The organism is Oxalicibacterium flavum, assembly GCF_014635065.1.
In the GTDB taxonomy this organism is placed as follows: Bacteria; Pseudomonadota; Gammaproteobacteria; order Burkholderiales; family Burkholderiaceae_D; genus Oxalicibacterium; species Oxalicibacterium flavum.
Genome location: NZ_BMCG01000002.1, coordinates 674,034 through 690,707 on the forward strand (window position 1 = coordinate 674,034; position 16,674 = coordinate 690,707).

General features: G+C 62.2%; 15 protein-coding genes. 7 read left to right on the top strand and 8 right to left on the bottom strand.

Translation table 11 applies throughout. The annotated features are described in order from the left end of the window. The first annotated feature begins 42 nt into the window (after nt 1–42). Together ppk1 and sixA are read left to right on the top strand one after the other, a co-directional pair. A complete protein-coding gene (gene ppk1 / locus IEV38_RS06695; protein ID WP_229728919.1) occupies nt 43–2,145 on the top strand; it encodes a polyphosphate kinase 1 in 2,103 nt (700 codons plus the stop codon). 3 nt (nt 2,146–2,148) lie between these two features. Beyond that, a complete protein-coding gene (sixA, locus tag IEV38_RS06700) occupies nt 2,149–2,607 on the top strand; it encodes a phosphohistidine phosphatase SixA (RefSeq protein WP_188395374.1) in 459 nt (152 codons plus the stop codon). Between the two features lie 354 nt (nt 2,608–2,961). Here sixA and IEV38_RS06705 read toward each other — a convergent pair whose 3' ends face one another. The 4 genes from IEV38_RS06705 to IEV38_RS06720 all read right to left on the bottom strand — a co-directional run bounded on the left by IEV38_RS06705 (nt 2,962) and on the right by IEV38_RS06720 (nt 6,552). Then, nucleotides 2,962–3,996 carry a glycosyltransferase family 4 protein gene (locus IEV38_RS06705; protein ID WP_188395375.1) on the bottom strand — a complete coding sequence of 345 codons (1,035 nt, stop codon included), beginning with the start codon at nt 3,994–3,996 and terminating at the stop codon, nt 2,962–2,964. Further along, a complete protein-coding gene (locus tag IEV38_RS06710; RefSeq protein WP_188395376.1) occupies nt 3,978–4,832 on the bottom strand; it encodes a UDP-2,3-diacylglucosamine diphosphatase in 855 nt (284 codons plus the stop codon). Before IEV38_RS06710 ends, IEV38_RS06705 begins: the two co-directional genes overlap by 19 nt. Then, entirely contained in the window at nt 4,829–5,596 is a 768-nt protein-coding gene (locus IEV38_RS06715) for a GNAT family N-acetyltransferase (RefSeq protein ID WP_188395377.1), read from the bottom strand. The genes IEV38_RS06710 and IEV38_RS06715 overlap by 4 nt, the downstream gene beginning before the upstream one ends. Nucleotides 5,597–5,856: 260 nt before the next feature. Continuing rightward, nucleotides 5,857–6,552, bottom strand: a complete 696-nt coding sequence (locus tag IEV38_RS06720; RefSeq protein ID WP_188395378.1) for a hypothetical protein — start codon at nt 6,550–6,552, stop codon at nt 5,857–5,859. Between the two features lie 137 nt (nt 6,553–6,689). Here IEV38_RS06720 and IEV38_RS06725 point away from each other — a divergent pair, with 137 nt between their 5' ends. Then, entirely contained in the window at nt 6,690–7,802 is a 1,113-nt protein-coding gene (locus tag IEV38_RS06725) for an ABC transporter substrate-binding protein (protein WP_188395379.1), read from the top strand. Here the strand turns inward: IEV38_RS06725 and IEV38_RS06730 are convergent, their stop codons facing one another. The 4 genes from IEV38_RS06730 to IEV38_RS06745 form a co-directional block, all read right to left on the bottom strand. After that, nucleotides 7,803–8,405, bottom strand: coding sequence for a DedA family protein (locus tag IEV38_RS06730; protein WP_188395380.1), 603 nt, complete (start codon nt 8,403–8,405; stop codon nt 7,803–7,805). A gap of 300 nt (nt 8,406–8,705) precedes the next feature. Next, nucleotides 8,706–10,166, bottom strand: coding sequence for a Ppx/GppA phosphatase family protein (locus IEV38_RS06735; protein ID WP_188395381.1), 1,461 nt, complete (start codon nt 10,164–10,166; stop codon nt 8,706–8,708). 276 nt (nt 10,167–10,442) lie between these two features. Then, nucleotides 10,443–11,315 (bottom strand): transglutaminase-like domain-containing protein, encoded by an 873-nt coding sequence (locus IEV38_RS06740; RefSeq protein WP_188395382.1) that lies wholly within the window; start codon nt 11,313–11,315, stop codon nt 10,443–10,445. Between the two features lie 120 nt (nt 11,316–11,435). Beyond that, complete coding sequence (locus IEV38_RS06745; protein WP_188395383.1) at nt 11,436–12,686, bottom strand: Hsp70 family protein; 1,251 nt, start codon at nt 12,684–12,686, stop codon at nt 11,436–11,438. Between the two features lie 179 nt (nt 12,687–12,865). On the opposite strand from IEV38_RS06745, the gene IEV38_RS06750 reads away from it, so the two are divergent. The 4 genes from IEV38_RS06750 (at nt 12,866) to IEV38_RS06765 (ending at nt 16,665) form a co-directional block, all read left to right on the top strand. Continuing rightward, nucleotides 12,866–13,195: a putative quinol monooxygenase gene (locus IEV38_RS06750; RefSeq protein WP_188395384.1), complete on the top strand. Its 330-nt coding sequence runs from the start codon at nt 12,866–12,868 to the stop codon at nt 13,193–13,195. An 84-nt stretch (nt 13,196–13,279) separates the two neighbouring features. Further along, on the top strand, nt 13,280–13,450 hold the full coding sequence (locus tag IEV38_RS06755) for a hypothetical protein (RefSeq protein ID WP_188395385.1): 171 nt from the start codon (nt 13,280–13,282) through the stop codon (nt 13,448–13,450). A gap of 62 nt (nt 13,451–13,512) precedes the next feature. Further along, nucleotides 13,513–14,376, top strand: coding sequence for an MBL fold metallo-hydrolase (locus tag IEV38_RS06760; protein ID WP_188395386.1), 864 nt, complete (start codon nt 13,513–13,515; stop codon nt 14,374–14,376). A 201-nt stretch (nt 14,377–14,577) separates the two neighbouring features. Next, on the top strand, nt 14,578–16,665 hold the full coding sequence (locus tag IEV38_RS06765; RefSeq protein ID WP_229728855.1) for a putative bifunctional diguanylate cyclase/phosphodiesterase: 2,088 nt from the start codon (nt 14,578–14,580) through the stop codon (nt 16,663–16,665). The last annotated feature ends 9 nt before the right edge of the window (nt 16,666–16,674 follow it).

A 16,674-nucleotide genomic window follows, 5' to 3' on the forward strand; every position in this document is an offset into this window, starting at 1 on the left:
TCTCTAGACTCTGCGGAATCCCCCATGGCCAAAGTCAAGAAAATGCACAAGAAAGCTGTCGCTGCTGCCGTGCCGCAACCGGTCCCGCCGAAAAGCGCCCTGTTCCTGAACCGTGAACTGTCGCAACTTGCATTCAACCGGCGCGTGCTGGCACAGGCCGAAAATCCTGCAGTGCCGCTGCTCGAGCGTCTCAAGTATCTGTGCATCGCCAGCAGCAACATCGACGAACTGTTCGAAGTACGCATCGCCAGCCTGCTGGCCAACAACCATATAGATGGCGAAAAGATCGAGGAAACGCCGGCGCTGTCCGCCGCACTCGAGATCGCCGGCGCCGAATGCCACCAGATCGTTGAGCGTCAGTACCGCGTGCTGAACGAAAGCGTGCTGCCGCAGCTGGCCGCGCAAGGCATTTATCTGCTGCGCGACCAGGACCGCAATGAGGCGCAACGGGCATGGGTCAAGTCCTACTTCGACCGCGAGGTACGGCCGCTGCTGACGCCGATCGGCCTCGATCTTGCGCACCCTTTTCCGCAGGTAGTCAACAAGAGCCTGAACTTCATCGTGGAACTGTCGGGCAAGGATGCCTTCGGCCGCGGCACGGCGATCGCCATCGTCAAGGCGCCACGCGTGCTACCACGCGTGATCCAGCTGCCGCCCGAACTGTCGAAGGACGGCGTAGCCTTCTGCCTGCTGTCGTCGATCATCCACGCACACATCAACGATCTGTTTACCGGACGCGAGGTGCTGGCCTATTCGCAGTTCCGCGTTACGCGCAACAGCGACCTCTGGGTTGACGAGGAAGAGGTCAAGAACCTGCGACAGGCGTTGCAGGGCGAATTGCAGAGCCGCAACTTCGGCGTGGCGGTACGGCTCGAAGTCGCCAAGAACTGCCCGCCGCATCTGTCGCGTTTCCTGCTCGAACAGTTTTCCATCGCGGAGAATCGCCTATATGCGGTGGATGGCCCGGTCAACCTGGTGCGCCTGTCGGAACTGATCGATCTGGTCAACAAACCGGAACTGCGCTTCACTCCCTATGTGCCGGCCTATCCGCCCAAGCTCGTCAACGCCGACTTGTTTGCCACCATCCGCAAGCACGACGTGCTGCTGCACCATCCGTTCCAGTCGTTCCAGCCGGTGCTGGAGTTCGTGCGCGATGCATCGCGCGATCCTGCCGTGGTGGCGATCAAGCAGACCATTTACCGCACCGGCATGAACTCCGACCTGATGGAATCGCTGATCTACGCGGCCCAGCACGGCAAGGAAGTCACCGTCATCGTCGAACTGATGGCGCGCTTCGACGAGGAAGCCAACATCAACTGGGCCGACCGTCTCGAGCGCGCCGGCGCGCAGGTGGTCTATGGCGTAGTCGGGCTCAAGACGCACGCCAAGCTGGCGCTCGTGATCCGACGCGAGGACAGCGGCTTCCGCTACTACGCGCATCTGGGCACCGGCAACTACCATCCGAGCACCACCAAGTTCTATACCGACTTCGGCCTGCTGACCGCCAATCCGGCCATCGCCACCGAAGTCAACGAAGTCTTCATTCACCTGACCAGCCTGACCAAGCCGAAGAAACTCGACCGTCTGTGGCTGGCCCCGTTCTCGCTGCAGAAGGAATTCATCAAGGCGATCGGCAACGAAGCGCGCATCGCGCGCGCCGGCCGCCCGGCGCGCATCATCGCCAAGATGAACGCCCTGCTCGACGAATCGGTGATTCGCGCGCTGTATGCGGCCTCGGCGGACGGCGTCAAGATCGACCTGATCGTGCGCGGTGCCTGCGCGCTGCGTCCCGGCGTGCCTGGGCTGTCGGACAACATTCGCGTGCGCTCCATCGTCGGCCGTTTCCTCGAACACAGCCGCATCTACTATTTCCGCAACGACCTCGCGCACGATGTCTATCTGTCCAGCGCCGACTGGATGAACCGCAACCTGTTCCGCCGCATCGAGGTCGCCTTCCCCATTCTCGACCCGGCGCTCAAGAAGCGCGTCATCAACGAAGGCCTGAATCCCTATCTGAAGGACACCAGCAACGCCTGGGAACTGGACGCCAACGGCAACTACCGCCTGCGTCGTCCTCGCGGCAAGACCGCGCCGTTCAGCGCCCAGTCATGGCTCATGCAACTGCACGGCAACTCGATGGAGTAAACAATGGACCTGATCCTGTGGCGACATGCGGAAGCGGAAATGGGCGAGCCCGACGAAGGCCGTGCGCTGACCTCCAAGGGCCACAAGCAGGCCGCCCGCATGGCGGAATGGCTGGACCGTCACCTGACGCAAAGTTGCCGCATCCTGGTCAGCCCGGCCACGCGCACCGTGCAGACGGCGGAGGCACTGTGCCGCAAGTTCAAGATCGTACCCGACCTCGCCCCCGACTCCACCGCCGAACGCATCATCGCAGCCTCCCACTGGCCCGACAGCCGCGAACCGGTCCTGATCGTCGGTCACCAGCCGACGCTGGGCCAGGTCGCCTCCACCATCCTGACTGGTGTCGAACAGGACTGGACCATTCGCAAGGGCAACATCTGGTGGATCGTGCGCCGAGAACGCGAAGGCGTGACGGATCACTATCTGCGCACGGTGTTGTCGCCGGAGTTGGCGGGGAAATAAGGGCGAGTCGGGATTCGAGATAGAGAAGGCTCTTTCGCACTGCGTCCGCTACTTTTTAGACTGCCATGAGTCGCATCCATCTGGATTCCCGCCTGCCGCGCGCATCGGCACTTGCAGGTGCCGACCGTTGCGCAGGCGACTGGCGTGCCAGTCGAATTCCCTGCTTCATCCTGCGCGGGAATGACGGAGTAGGTTGAAGCGTATGCTCTCTGTGGAGGCGTCGAATCAGTCCGTATGCTTCAAATCAACTTCCGTCATTCCCGCGCAGGCGGGAATCCAGTACTGAGTCTCCTCGAAGAACAACCGTACAGAAAGCAACATCCGCTTCCAACCGCCAGGCAGACAAGACAGCCTTTACCCCACCGTCGCCATCTTCCCCACCACCGCCCGACTGCGCACAGGATGCAGGTGATTGACAAACTGCTGCGTCGCCGTCGCCCATGAATAACCGAGCGCATATTCGCGCACGGCCGAGCGTTTCAGGTTCAGGGCATTGAAGCAGGCAGTGGTCAGGTTGTGGTCGAGCACGCCGCTGCGGCCGTCGGCCACCACGTCGATCGGGCCTTCGACCGGATAAGCGGCAACCGGCACGCCGCAGGCCATGGCCTCGATCATGACGAGGCCGAAGGTATCGGTACGGCTCGGGAAGACGAACACGTCGGCGCAGTTGTAGTAGGCCGGCAGCGCGTCGTGCGGCTTGCTGCCGAGGAAGCGCACCTTCGGATAGCGGCGTTCCAGCTCGTCGCGCAACGGTCCGTCGCCGATCACCCATTTCGAACCCGGCAGGTCGATGTCGAGGAAGGCCTGCACGTTCTTCTCCACCGCCAGGCGGCCGACGTACAGGTACAGCGGCCGGCTCAGCGACGATTCCTCGCGCGGGCCGGGGCGGAAATGATCGGTATCGACACCGCGGCTCCATTGCACCACGTTGCGGAAACCGCTCTTCTCCAACGCCTGCTGCACGCGCGGCGTCGGCACCATGATCGCCTTGGACGGACCATGGAACCACTTGAGCCAGCGATAGGTGACCGCCAGCGGCAGGCGGAAGCGCGCGCGCAGGTATTCGGGGAAGCGCGTGTGATACGCGGTCGTGAAGTTAAGGCCGTGCGACAGGCAGTAGCGGCGCGCCGCCAGTCCCATCGGCCCTTCGGTCGCGATGTGGATGCAGTCCGGCTCGAAAGCATCGAGCACCGACGAAACCTTGCCGTAGGGCTTGTACGCCAGGCGGATCTCGGGATAGGTCGGGCAGGAATAGCTGCGCAGCCCCTCGGGCGTCACCATCATCACGGTGTGGCCCATGCGCCGCAGCTGGCGACGCGTGTTGCGCAGGGTGTTGACGACGCCGTTGACCTGGGGCGCCCAGGCGTCGGTTACGATGGCGATACGCATGGTTCGTCTGCCTCCTCATGATGGTGCGACACGGTGCTGCCGACGATGTCCTGCCAGGTGACCAGGCGCAGCGCGCCAGCCCTGTCCTCGACCAGCGCGCTCAGGCTTTCGACCCAGTCGCCGTCGTTGCAGTAAAGGATGCCGTCGATGTCGCGTATTTCGGGTTTATGGATGTGGCCGCAGATCACGCCATCGAGTCCGCGCCGGCGTGCCTCGTCGGCCAGCGCGGTTTCGAACGAGGTGATGTAGCTGACGGCGTTCTTGACCTTGAGCTTCAGGTATTGCGAGAGCGACCAGTACGGCAGGCCGGCGCGCGCGCGCCAGCTGTTGAGCCACTGGTTCCACTTCAGGATCAGCGTGTAGAGGTTGTCGCCCACGTAGGCCAGCCACTTGGCGCAGGCGATCACGCCGTCGAAGCGGTCGCCGTGCAGCACCAGCATGCGCTTTCCCTGGGCAGTCGTGTGCACAAGCTCGTCGCGCACACGGATGCCCCCGAAATCGAGGTCGATGAACTGGCGTACCGCTTCGTCATGGTTGCCCGGCACGAAGATGACCCTGGTACCCTTCTTGGCCTTCTTCAGCACCGTCTGGATCAGGTTGTTGTGGGCCTGATCCCAATACCAGCGGCGCTTGAGCTGCCAGCCGTCGATGATGTCGCCAACCAGATACAGTGTGTCGGATTCGGTACGGCGCAGGAACTCGAGCAGACGCTGTGCCTGGCAGCCGGTGGTCCCCATGTGCACGTCGGAAATCCAGATCGTGCGAAAGCGCAGCGGTTCGCGCCGCGCCTCGCCCTTGAAGAAATCGCGTGTCAGGAACGAATCGTGTGGTTTCATGCCGCCTCTCCTTCCTTCAGGTAGTGCCGCGCGTAACGGCTGTCGAGTCTGGCCAGCGGCAGCATCATGAACATGTCGGCGCTGTGGAATTCGGCATCCCATGCAGGTTCGCCGCAAATCCAGGCACCGCTGCGCAGGTATCCCTTGATCAGGGGCGGCATCACCGGGCGGTTGTCGCTGCGCGGCGGCGCGATCGGAAAGGCGAGATGCGGCTTGACGCGGTACTCGACGGGCGCCATGTTGGTCTCGGCGAGCGCGTGATAGATGGCTGCGGCATTGTGTCCGCCATCGGCCAGACTGACGCTGGCGCAGCCGATCAGGTATTCGCAACCATGCTTTTGCATGTAGGCGGCAATCCCCGCCCACAGCATCATGATGACGGCGCCGCTGCGATACTTGGGATGAATGCAGGCGCGGCCGGCTTCCGTCATGCGGCCGCGCAGATGATCGAGGCGGGCCAGGTCGAACTCCTGCTCGGAATAGAAGGCACCATGGCGTTGCGCCGCTTCCGGACTCAGCACGCGATAGGTGCCCACCACCTTCAGCGTGGCCGAGTCGCGCACGATCAAATGATCGCAGTAGTCGTCGAACGCATCGCGGTCCAGACGCTCCGGATTGCGCAGGGCATCCAGTCCCATGCCTTCGATGAACACCTTGTAGCGCAAGCGCTGCACTTCGCGCACTTCCTTTGGCGTAGTCGCCATGCTCAGCGTCAGCCGCGATGCGGCGGCGTTCTGATCGTTGGAAGTCGTCAATCCTTGCATATGCTGGTCTCCTTTTCGTTGTGACGGAGCCAGCGTAGCCAGCGATTGCTTCAGCAGAATGACAGTTGCATGTCCGTTCGATGACATGACAACAAGAGCGATGTGGCGGACTTACTCACACCGGCCTGGAAGAATCAGACGCCGCATTCTTGCCGGAATGCATGCATCTGGATGTCACCTCAAACAAAAAAAAGGCCGATGCACAAGCATCGGCCTCGATTTCGCCCCGGCAGCGCAGCCACCGCCACGCTACCGCGCAATCACTTTTCCTTCTTTGGCCGCCCCGCCTTGATCGGCGTCAGCTTCGCAATCACCTCATGCAGCTTGCTGAACTCCAAGCTCTGGATCAACGCCACGCCGGCGCGCAGCAGTTCGCTCTTCTTGATCGATACACCCGCCTTGAGAAAAGCCTTCTTCACGTCGGCCAGCACCTGATACTCGAGTTCAGGCATGGTGAAGCTGTCGCGTACCAAGCGTGGCTTGCGGGTCTTGCTCTTTGTCGCGCCGTGCTTGCTGCCCGACTTGGCCTCGGCGCGTGCCTTGCTCTTGTCTGCCTTGGCCTTGCCGGCGCTGGCGACTTTTGCAGCGCGCTTTCCAGCCGGTGCAGTGACGGGCTTGGCAGCAGACTTGTCAGCTACCGAAGCCGACTGAACCGTGCTCTTTGTTACGGGTGAAGATTTGGCTGCATCCGACGATGTCTTCCTGGCCGTGCCGGAGAGGGCCGATTTTTTTGCAGGCGCCTTCTTCGCAGCGGTCCTGGTGGTTGTCTTGGCAACCGACGCCGACTTCCTGGCCGCCGGCTTTTTCGCTGCAGATGCCGCAACCGGCTCCGCGACGGAACTGCCCGCGCGCTTGGCCGGTGATTTTGCTGCCGTCTTGGCAGTCGTGGTTTTTCTGGAGGTTGCGGCAGTCGTCCTGCCTGCCGGTGCTGCCTTGACTTCGGTTTCCTGCGACACGATCGACTCCTTTTCCATAAATAGTATAAATAATATATACAATTTATTATCCGCACGCAAGAAATCGGCCGGTATTTCATGATGCCGTCATATTCGGCTACCACAATCGTGGTCCGACCTGCTCACGGCCATCATCCATGTTCCTGCGCAACCTGCTGCTCTCGCTTGCCTGCACGGCCTTCATTGCATCGTCGCCGGCTGCTGCCGACAACGACATCGTGATCGGCCAGGTGATCGATCTGTCCAGTCCCAATGCCTCGCTCGGCCGCGACTATGTGGCCGGCATCCGTACCTGCTTCGACATGCTGAATGCGGCCGGCGGCATCAACGGCCGCAAGATCCGCTTCGTGACGCGTGACGACCAGGCCTCGCCGGCGGTAGCCGCCCGCATGGCGACCGAGTTGATCGAGAACGAAGGCGCCGACTACCTGCTCGGCGGCATCGGTGAAGAAGTGACACAAGCCATTCTCGCCGCACCGGCCTTTCGCCGCAGCAGGCTGCAGCTCTATGCACCGCTGCTGAGCAATATCTCCGCCACAAATGGGCATGAACTGGCGCTATGGCGCCCCGATTACCTGCATGAAGTGCGCCACATGCTCTCGCATTTCGGTCCGCTCGGCATGACGCGTGTCGGCATTGCCTTCCAGGACGATGCCGGCAACCGCCAGACCATGAACATGTTGATGGAAGAGCTGAAGCGGCGCGGACTGCAACTTGCCGCGACCGCGCGCATCAGCAGCAACGAAAAACAAACCGCCGAGGAAGCCGCGCGGCTGGCCGCGGCGACACCGGGCGTGGTGATCGTGGTCGGCGACACCATCAATACCGGCCTCTTCCTCAAGGCGTTCCGCCCGCAGGCGCCCAAGGTCTATGTGGCGGGCACCTCCCTCATCAATCTGGATACGCTGCGCGAACTGGCTGGTGCACGTGCGGTGGAATGGACCGTGTTCTCGCAGGTGGTACCGAATCCGGCCAACGGCAAGACCACGCTGCAGCGCGAACACCTGGCGATGATGAAGAAATACCGCGACGAACCACCCTCGACGCTGACGCTCGAAGGCTTCGCAGTAGCCAAGACGCTGGCGCTCGCGATCAAGCGCGGCAAACCCGCCACAACCGGCCGTCAGGAACTGCTGCGCGAGGGCGACGCGCTGGATATCGGCGGCATATCCGTACGCAGCGGTGCCGGACGCCAACTTTCAGACTATGTGGACATTGCGCTGTTCCGCCGCAACGGCCTGGTGTTCTGATCAGGACTGCTGCGGCTTGAAGCGGATGAAGCGGTAGAGATAGATGCCGATGATCAGCAGCATGACCGACTTGGAAATCGGATCGATCCATTCCTCGATCAGCTCGTACTGCGACTCCAGCACATAGCCGGCAAAGGCAAGAAACGCCGTCCACAGCAGCGAGCCGACCGTCGAGAAGAACAGGAACGGCAGCATGCGCATGCGGACGATACCGGCCGGCACCGAGATCAGCGTGCGCACCGCCGGCACCAGACGGCCAAAGAAGACGGCGCTGATGCCGTAGCGCGCAAACCAGTCGGAAGCCTGGTCGATATCGGCCGGCGTCATCGTCAGCCAGCGACCGTGCCGCGCGGCAATTGCCTTCAGGCGATCCTTGCCGAACAGCAGACCGGCGTAATACCAGGGCAAAGCGCCGACCACCGAACCGGCGGTACCGGCCAGAATCACCATGATCATGTCCATGTCGCCGCGCGCGGCGGCAAAGCCGGCCAGCGGCATGATCAGCTCAGACGGGATCGGCGGAAAAATGTTTTCCGCCAGCATCAGCAGGAAGACTCCGAGGTAGCCGGCCTGGGCGGCCATATCGACGATTTCATTGAACAATTGGGTGCTCCATCAGATAGGCAGGCCATTCGCGGCCTGTTGCATGGGTGTCATTATTGCGCCAAACGATCAGAAGCGCGGAGTAGGGAAAGGTTCATTTTGCGAGCAGCGTTGTTTGGGCGACGGATCTTCGAACAAACTCAGCGCTGGATTCCCGCCTGCGCGGGAATGACGGAGCGTATAGAACTTATTCAGGGCTTTGCCAAGTCAGCCGTCGGTAACTTAAAACCCGTCATTCCCGCGCAGGCGGGAATCCAGAGGCATCACCTATCACCGTAGCGTTCAAGACCATCGCCGCAACTAACTCCCCAACCGAATCGAAAAGTCGATTCCGACCTCGCCCCACGCATCCTTTTCCTTCTCGATCCAGTAGGCCACGGTCGGATGATCGCGCACCCAGGCGCGACGCAGTTCGAGTTCGATGCGGTTCTTCATCCTGATGCGCACCGCTCCCGGATCGGCGGCCACATCGATGCGCGCATGCATGAACATGGCCGCCAGCCTCAGCGCCAGCACGGCCTTGGCAAACCCCGGATCGGACAGATTGTCCGTCACCTTGCGCAGATTGCCCTTCTGCGCCAGCACCAGACGGCTCATGGCGCGCTGCTCGCGCGTGGTGAAACCGGGCAGATCCGCATTCTCGATCATGTAGGCCGCATGCTTGTGAAAGCCGCTGTGCGAGACGATCAGGCCGATCTCGTGCAGCAGCGCGCTCCAGTACAGCAACCGGTTGTACTTGTCGTCCGCAGGCTTCAGCAGCGACAGCATGATGCCGGCGATCTGCGCAGTACGGTCGGCCCGCTGTTCATCGACACGGAAACGCCGCTGGAACTCGCGTACCGATTCCTCGCGGCGATCGCGCTGCATGGCACGCAACTGCAGGTCGCGCAGCACGCCCAGACGCAGGCCGGCCTCGACCGGCTTCACCTCGCGGATGCCGAACTCGTGCATGGCGCCGATCAGGATCGCCAGGCCGCCGGCAATGCTGGTGCTGCGATCGGCCTTCATGCCCGCCAGATCGATGCGTTCGGCGTGGCCGAAGGCGATCAGTCTGTGCCGCAGCGCTTCGAGGCTCTTGAGCGTCATGCGGCCGTCGCCGAGCGCATTGCGCGCGATCGCCTCGCCAATCGCACGCGCGGTGCCGGAAGAACCATAAGCCTGCGTCCAGAGACTTCTATCGTATTCGGGCGCGATGTCCTCGAAGCGCGAGCGCGCCGACAGGATCGCCGCCTCGAAGGCCTCGGCCGTGATGCGCCCGTCGCCGAAGAAACCGGCGTTCTGCGGCACGGTGCCGATGCTGAAGGATTCGACCTTGAGGATTTCGAAGCCGCGCCCGAGCACTACCTCGGTGGAACCGCCGCCGATGTCGATCACGAGCCGCCCTTCGTCCGGCGGCAGCACGCTGGCCACGCCCATGTAGATCAGGCGGCCTTCTTCCTCGCCGGAAATGATCTCGATCGGATAGCCGATGGCGGCCTCGGCCGCTGGCAGGAACTGCGCGGCATTTCTCGCGATGCGAATGGTATTGGTGGCGACCACGCGCGCGGCGTTGAGCGGATAGGCGCTCAGGATGGCGTTGAAGCGCGACAGCGAGGCCAGCGCCGCTTCCATCGCGGCCGGTGTCAGGTTGCCCTTGCTGTCGAGGCCGGCGCCGAGCCGGACCGGATCGCGTGCGGTCTTGACGATGCGCATGGCATCGCCCTCCTGGTGACCGATGTGAAGACGAAAACTGTTCGATCCCAAATCCACTGCAGCAAACATCCGGCCCTTTCCTTATCTGCCCGTGCTGCAACCCGAAAGTAGGGGAACACAATGAAAGGGATGCATTCGCGTGCAGGGCAAGACGTACGCCGCAGCCATGCGCGTGAAGGAGCTCTCTCATGTTTCTATACTTCCGGGGACAGCACCAGTTTTCCGCAAACGAAAAGATCGAGAAGATAGACCTGCTCGATGACAGGACGATGACATTCCCGTCCGCGGAAAGGCCGACGCGCGGATGCGCGTCGCAAGGAATTGTTTATACCATTTTTTGCCGGATCAGAGCGGACAATCGGCGGTCGATAATGCCTGTTCGCAGTGGCTCGGCATGACGATGCCCTGTCCCACGTCTTCCACCGCCTCGATCGCGATCAGCGGCGCGCATGACGAGACGCGACCAAACAGCGTGGCAAAGGCGGTATCGCCGGCATCGCGCCCGGTGCCGATACGGATCAGCCCCATGGTCGGTGTCACGCCGCTCGGATCGAACAGGTACCAGCGGCCGCTCAGCATGACTTCGACATAGGCATGAAAATCGGTCGGTCCCAATGCCGGATCGGCGCCGTAGTCGATGCCGGAAGCAAAGCGCGCCGGGATGTTGAGCGCACGGCACAGCGCGATCATCAGGTGCGCATAGTCGCGACACACGCCGGCGCGTTCGACCAGCGTTTCCGCTGCCGAGGTCGTGCCGGTGGAAGCACCCGACTGGAAGCGCACGTGCGACTGCACCCATTTCTGGATCGCCAGCACGCGGCCGTAACCGGGTTCGAGGTGCCCGAACTCGCGCCAGGCCATCTGGCACAGGCGATCGGATTCGCAATACCGGCTCGGATAGATGTAGAGCAAGGCGTCCGACGGCAGATCGGACACCGGCGATTCATACAACTGTTCCGGGCAACTGCTGCGATGCTCGATATCGACCACCGCCTGATAGCGCACCAGCAATGGGCCGCGCACTGCCTGCATGCGCATCATGCGGTTTCCGGTCGCGGTGTCGGTAAAGTGTATGGGGCTGCCTGCCTGGCTGGTCGTCAGGTGTTCCTCGACGACGGTCTGGCACTGGGTTCTCGCGGCCTGAATGTTGAAGATGAAATCGCTGGTTTCATCGTGGATCTCGTACGCGAGCTGGATCGAGAACTGGAGCCTGACCATGGTGCCTTTCCTTCGACCGGATTTTGACAACTCGATCAGACACCACCGCCGCGCCGCAGTCTGTACGCCAGCCAACATTGCCGCATGATGACGCAAGGCAAGCCTGCAGAAGACGGCCGTTCAGCCGAACTTGCGCTCCGCATCCAGCGCCAGCCCGGCACCGATGCTGCCGAACAGATCACCCTCGATGCGGCGTGCGGTCGGCAGCAAGGCGGCGATGCGTTCGCGCAGCAGCAGCACGCCGCTGGAACCGCCGGTGAAGACCACGGTATCCACATCGCCGGCAACGATGCCGGCATCGCGCAGCAAGGCGCCGACGGTGGCTTCGATGTCGCCGACCAGATGATCGATCGCGTCGTCGAAGGTGGCGCGCTGCAGAATCAGCGATTGCGGCGGCGACAGGCGGTCGAGGTCCAGCGTCGTCTGCTCGGCGCCGGACAGCGCGATCTTGCCTTCCTCGGCCCGGATCGCAAGCCAGTGCCCCGCGCGCTGCTCGATCAGGTCCAGCAGCGTATCGAGCTTGACCTTGTCGCAGGCGTCGCGATGGATGTCGCGTATCTGCAGCCACGTCTTCTGCGTATAGGCGAGATTGATGGTGTGCCAGGTCGCGAGGTTGTAGTAGTAGCTCGACGGCACCTCGGCGCCGCTGATCAGGCGCGAACCGAGACCCAGCAGCGGCATGATGCTGCGCAGGCTCAGATACTTGTCGAAATCGGTGCCGCCGATGTGCACGCCGCCCGTCGCCAGGATGTCGTGGCGGCGGTCGGCCTGCCTGGCCCGTTCGGGCGACAGGCGCACCAGCGAAAAGTCCGAAGTGCCGCCGCCGATATCGACGATCAGCACCAGTTCCTCGCGGTCGAGCTGCGACTCGTAATCGAAGGCGGCCGCGATCGGTTCGAACTGAAAGTCGATCTCGCGGAAACCCACCGCCTGCGCGATCTCGTACAGCGTGTCCTCGGCCTGAATGTCAGCCTCCTCGTCGCCGTCGACGAAATGCACGGGCCGGCCGAACACCGCGCTCGAGAATTCGCGCCCGGCCGCTGCCTCGGCGCGGCGCTTGAGTTCGGCGATGTATTGCGTCAGCAGCATGCGGAACGGCAGCGCCTTGCCCATGACCTCGGTCTGGTCGTCGATCAGGCTGGTGCCGAGCAGGCTCTTGAGCGAGCGCATGAGCCGGCCTTCGTAGCCTTCGAGATAGTTCGCCAGCGCGGCGCGGCCGTAATAGACCTGCTCCTCATCGGCATTGAAGAACACCACCGACGGCAGCGTGACACGGCCGTCTTCCAGCGGCAGCAGGGGCGAAACGCCGGGCCGGCTCCAGCCGACGGTCGAGTTGGACGTCCCGAAATCGACGCCGCACGCATTTGCCATGACCAACCTCTGTCTGTAAATGGAAAAGGGCCACGATGATAATCCATTGCGCCGGCCCTGACCGGTTTTCTGACGAAATCGCCACCTCTCCACCGACCGCGCGTCGCCGACAAGGCACCTACAATGAACAAGGTCACCGCCATACGACACTCGATTGTTGAAACGACAAAGGAGGCAACATGGTCACGCTTGGATTGCAAGTCCGCCTGGAAGCCAAACCGGGCAAGGAACAGGAACTCGAGGAATTCCTGCATGCGCAGCTTTCTTACGCGCTGGGTGAAACCGACACCGTGGCCTGGTTTGCGGTCAGGATCGCGCCGGGCGTATTCGGCATCTTCGATGCCTTTGCCGACGAGGACGGCCGCAAGGCCCATCTGGAAGGCGAGATCGCCAGCGCCCTGCAAAGCCGTGCCGGCGAGTTGCTTGCCAAACCGCCGGTCATCGAACAACTCGACATCCTTGCCTTCAAACTGCCGGGCAGCGGCGAAGTGCCCGATTCGCTCGGCTGAGCGCGGCGGCTGGCTGCAACAGGAACCAGCCCGCTAGCCGCCCGCCCACGAAAACCTTACAATGGCGGGCAAGGAGAACACACCATGAATACCAGCTGGGGCAGCGAAGAAGACAGTGAAATCGACGACGAACTCGCGCGTGATCTGCCGTTCCTGATTCCGGACCGTCAGCGCAATTACGGCGACATCGGCACCCGCGACTACTACGACCGTCTCGACCGCCAGGCACGCGAGATCAGCGACCGGCTTAAATAGCGCGCCATTTCCTTGACGCCTCGGGCGGTGCCATCTCCGTGCCGCCCTTTTCCGGAGTTTCGATGTCTCCATCGGTGCAAGCCTTCTTCGATTCGCAGACCGGCACCATCAGCTATGTCGTGCACACCGGGCGCGGTTCGGTCTGCGCCATCATCGATTCTGTCCTCGACTACGATCCCAAGTCCGGCCATACCGGCACCGCCTCTGCCGATCGCGTCATCGACTTCATTCGCCAGCAGGAACTCCAACCGGCATGGATTCTCGAGACGCATGCGCATGCCGACCATCTGTCGGCCGCTCCCTATCTGCAGCAGCACGTGGGCGGACGCATCGCCATCGGCGAGATGATCCGCACGGTGCAGCAGACCTTTCGTTCGATCTTCAATCTGGAAACCTCCTTCCGGCCCGACGGTTCGCAATTCGACCACCTGTTCCACGAGGACGAGACATTCCACATTGGCGACCTGCAGGCACGCGCCCTCCACGTTCCCGGACATACGCCGGCCGACATGGCCTATGCGATCGGCGATGCGATTTTCGTCGGCGATACGCTCTTCATGCCTGACCTCGGCACGGCGCGTTGCGACTTCCCCGGTGGCGACGCCGCCTCGCTGTACCGATCCGCGCGCAAACTGCTGGCATTCCCGCCGCAGACCCGATTGTTCATGTGCCACGACTATCCGCCCGAAGAGCGCACGGCAGAATGGGAAACCACGGTCGCACGGCAGCGTGCGCACAATATCCACGTCAGGGACGGCATCACCCTGGAAGAATTCGTCAGCATGCGCACCGCGCGCGACCGCACACTGGAAATGCCCACCCTGATCCTGCCTTCGATCCAGATCAACATTCGCGCCGGCCACCTGCCGCCGGCCGACGACAATGGCGTGCACTACCTGCGCATTCCGCTGAACGTATTGCGTTGAGCATCGTCAATACGTCTGTTGGCTGAAAGACATACGGAAAGAGTCCCCGAGATACGGCGTACCAATTCGGTGCAGCAGGCAAACGCCTGCGTGGCACTGTAATTGCTTGATGGAAATTCGGGTGACGGGCTGCGCCTTCCTGCAGGAGGAAAACGCAGCCGGTCACGTTTCATTGCTTATTTTCTTGTCATGCTTTTATCGATGCCTTCCACTCCTGCCGATCCCTCCCTGCAAGCGAGCATGCTCGGCACACTGCTGGCCAATCTGGAAGGCATGGTCTATCGCTGCCGTCTCGACGAACACTGGACCATGGAATTCGTCAGCGAGGGCTGTCTCGCGCTGACCGGCTATCGCGAGGAAGAGATTCTCTTCAACAGCCGCGTTTCCTACGACGAGATCACGCATCCCGACGACCGAAATTTCGTGCGCCACACGATTCTCGAGGCGGTACGCAACAATCGCCGCTTCGATCTCGAATACCGCATCGTGCGCGCCGATGGCCAGATACGCTGGGTGTGGGAACGCGGTACGTGCATCTCGCACGACGACCATGATTGCGATGTGCTCGAGGGCTTCATACAGGACGTCACCGAACGCCGGGAAGCCGACGAGGCGCTGCGCGAAGCGGAACGGCGCTATCGCAGCATTTTCGAGAACGCGATCGAAGGCATCTATCAATCGACGCCGGACAACGGCTATCTGGCCGTCAATCCGGCGCTGGCGCGCATGTACGGCTACGATTCGCCGGGCGAACTGATTTCGACGCTGCGCGACATCGAGCATCAGGTCTATGTCGATCCGCAACGCCGCGTCGAATTCATGCGCCTGATGGAGCAGCACGGCGTGGTCACCAACTTCGAATCGCGCATCCATCGCCGCAACGGCGAGATCATCTGGATCTCTGAAAACGCGCGCGCCGTGCACAACAGCGCCGGCAAGCTGCTGTTCTTCGAAGGCACGGTGGAGGCCATCACCGAACGCAAACTGTACGAGGCGGAAATCCAATTCCAGGCCACGCACGATGCATTGACCGGCCTGCCCAACCGCACCCTGCTGCACGACCGCATGCAGCAGGCGATCCTGCATTCGCAGCGCTACGGCAACCTGACGGCCATCGCCTTTCTCGATCTCGACCAGTTCAAGTTCATCAACGACAGCCTTGGTCATCAGGTCGGCGACGAACTGCTGAAGATCACGGCGCAGCGCCTGACTTCATGCCTGCGCGACAGCGACACCGTGGCACGCCAGGGCGGCGACGAGTTCGTGCTGCTGCTGACCAGCCAGCCCAATGAAGAGTCGGTCACGCAAACCATGCAGCGCGTGCTGCACGAGGTGGCGCAGCCGTGGAAGGCCAACGACCTGGACTTCCAGATCACGTGCAGCATCGGCGTCACGCTGTACCCGAACGATGGGCGCGACATCGAAACATTGCTCAAGCATGCGGATTCGGCCATGTACAAGGCCAAGGAACTGGGACGCAACAACTTCCAGTATTTCGCGGCGGAGATGAACACCTCGGTCACCGACCGCCTGGAACTGCTGAACCGGCTGCGGCAGGCGATTCCGAACGACGAGTTCGCGCTGCACTACCAGCCCAAGCTCAACCTGCGCACCGGCAGGATCATCGGCGTCGAGGCGCTGATCCGCTGGCATACGCCGGGCGGCATGGTGTCTCCCGGCAGCTTCATCCCGCTGGCGGAAGAAACCGGCCTCATCATTCCGATCGGCGAATGGGTACTGCGCACCGCCTGCCGTCAGAACCGCGAATGGCAGAAGGCCGGCTACGCGCCGATTCCGATCTCGGTCAACCTGTCGCCGCGGCAACTGGCACGCGGCGACATCGTCGAACTGGTGGCCCGCGTGCTGCAGGAAACCGGCCTCGACGCCCGCTATCTGGAACTGGAAATCACCGAGAGCGTGATGGCGACCGACGTCGATAAATCGTTCGCCATGCTGACGCAGCTGCGCGCGCTCGGCGTGAAGATCTCGCTCGACGATTTCGGCACCGGCTATTCGAGCCTCAGCTACCTGAAGCGCTTCCCGGTCGATACGCTGAAGATCGACCAGTCCTTCGTGCGCGACATCGCCACCAGCCAGGACAGCGCCGCCATCGTCAAGGCCATCATCTCGCTCGGCCACAACCTCAACCTCAACGTGCTGGCCGAAGGCATAGAGACCGCCGCGCAGTCGCAGTTCCTGCAACAGAACGGCTGCGACGAGGGACAGGGTTACCTGATGAGCCGGCCCATTCCCACGCGCGAATTTCTGAATCTGCTGAGCGCGCAGTAATCAAGCACC

Excerpts from the sequence above, each read along its gene's own strand:
- IEV38_RS06765 (WP_229728855.1), top strand. The coding sequence starts at position 14,578 with ATGCCTTCCACTCCTGCCGATCCCTCCCTGCAAGCGAGCATGCTCGGC.
- IEV38_RS06755 (WP_188395385.1), top strand. The coding sequence starts at position 13,280 with ATGAATACCAGCTGGGGCAGCGAAGAAGACAGTGAAATCGACGACGAA.
- IEV38_RS06740 (WP_188395382.1), bottom strand. The coding sequence starts at position 11,315 with ATGGTCAGGCTCCAGTTCTCGATCCAGCTCGCGTACGAGATCCACGAT.
- IEV38_RS06715 (WP_188395377.1), bottom strand. The coding sequence starts at position 5,596 with ATGCAAGGATTGACGACTTCCAACGATCAGAACGCCGCCGCATCGCGG.
- IEV38_RS06750 (WP_188395384.1), top strand. The coding sequence starts at position 12,866 with ATGGTCACGCTTGGATTGCAAGTCCGCCTGGAAGCCAAACCGGGCAAG.
- IEV38_RS06745 (WP_188395383.1), bottom strand. The coding sequence starts at position 12,686 with ATGGCAAATGCGTGCGGCGTCGATTTCGGGACGTCCAACTCGACCGTC.
- IEV38_RS06705 (WP_188395375.1), bottom strand. The coding sequence starts at position 3,996 with ATGCGTATCGCCATCGTAACCGACGCCTGGGCGCCCCAGGTCAACGGC.
- ppk1 (WP_229728919.1), top strand. The coding sequence starts at position 43 with ATGCACAAGAAAGCTGTCGCTGCTGCCGTGCCGCAACCGGTCCCGCCG.
- sixA (WP_188395374.1), top strand. The coding sequence starts at position 2,149 with ATGGACCTGATCCTGTGGCGACATGCGGAAGCGGAAATGGGCGAGCCC.
- IEV38_RS06725 (WP_188395379.1), top strand. The coding sequence starts at position 6,690 with ATGTTCCTGCGCAACCTGCTGCTCTCGCTTGCCTGCACGGCCTTCATT.
- IEV38_RS06735 (WP_188395381.1), bottom strand. The coding sequence starts at position 10,166 with ATGTTTGCTGCAGTGGATTTGGGATCGAACAGTTTTCGTCTTCACATC.
- IEV38_RS06760 (WP_188395386.1), top strand. The coding sequence starts at position 13,513 with ATGTCTCCATCGGTGCAAGCCTTCTTCGATTCGCAGACCGGCACCATC.
- IEV38_RS06710 (WP_188395376.1), bottom strand. The coding sequence starts at position 4,832 with ATGAAACCACACGATTCGTTCCTGACACGCGATTTCTTCAAGGGCGAG.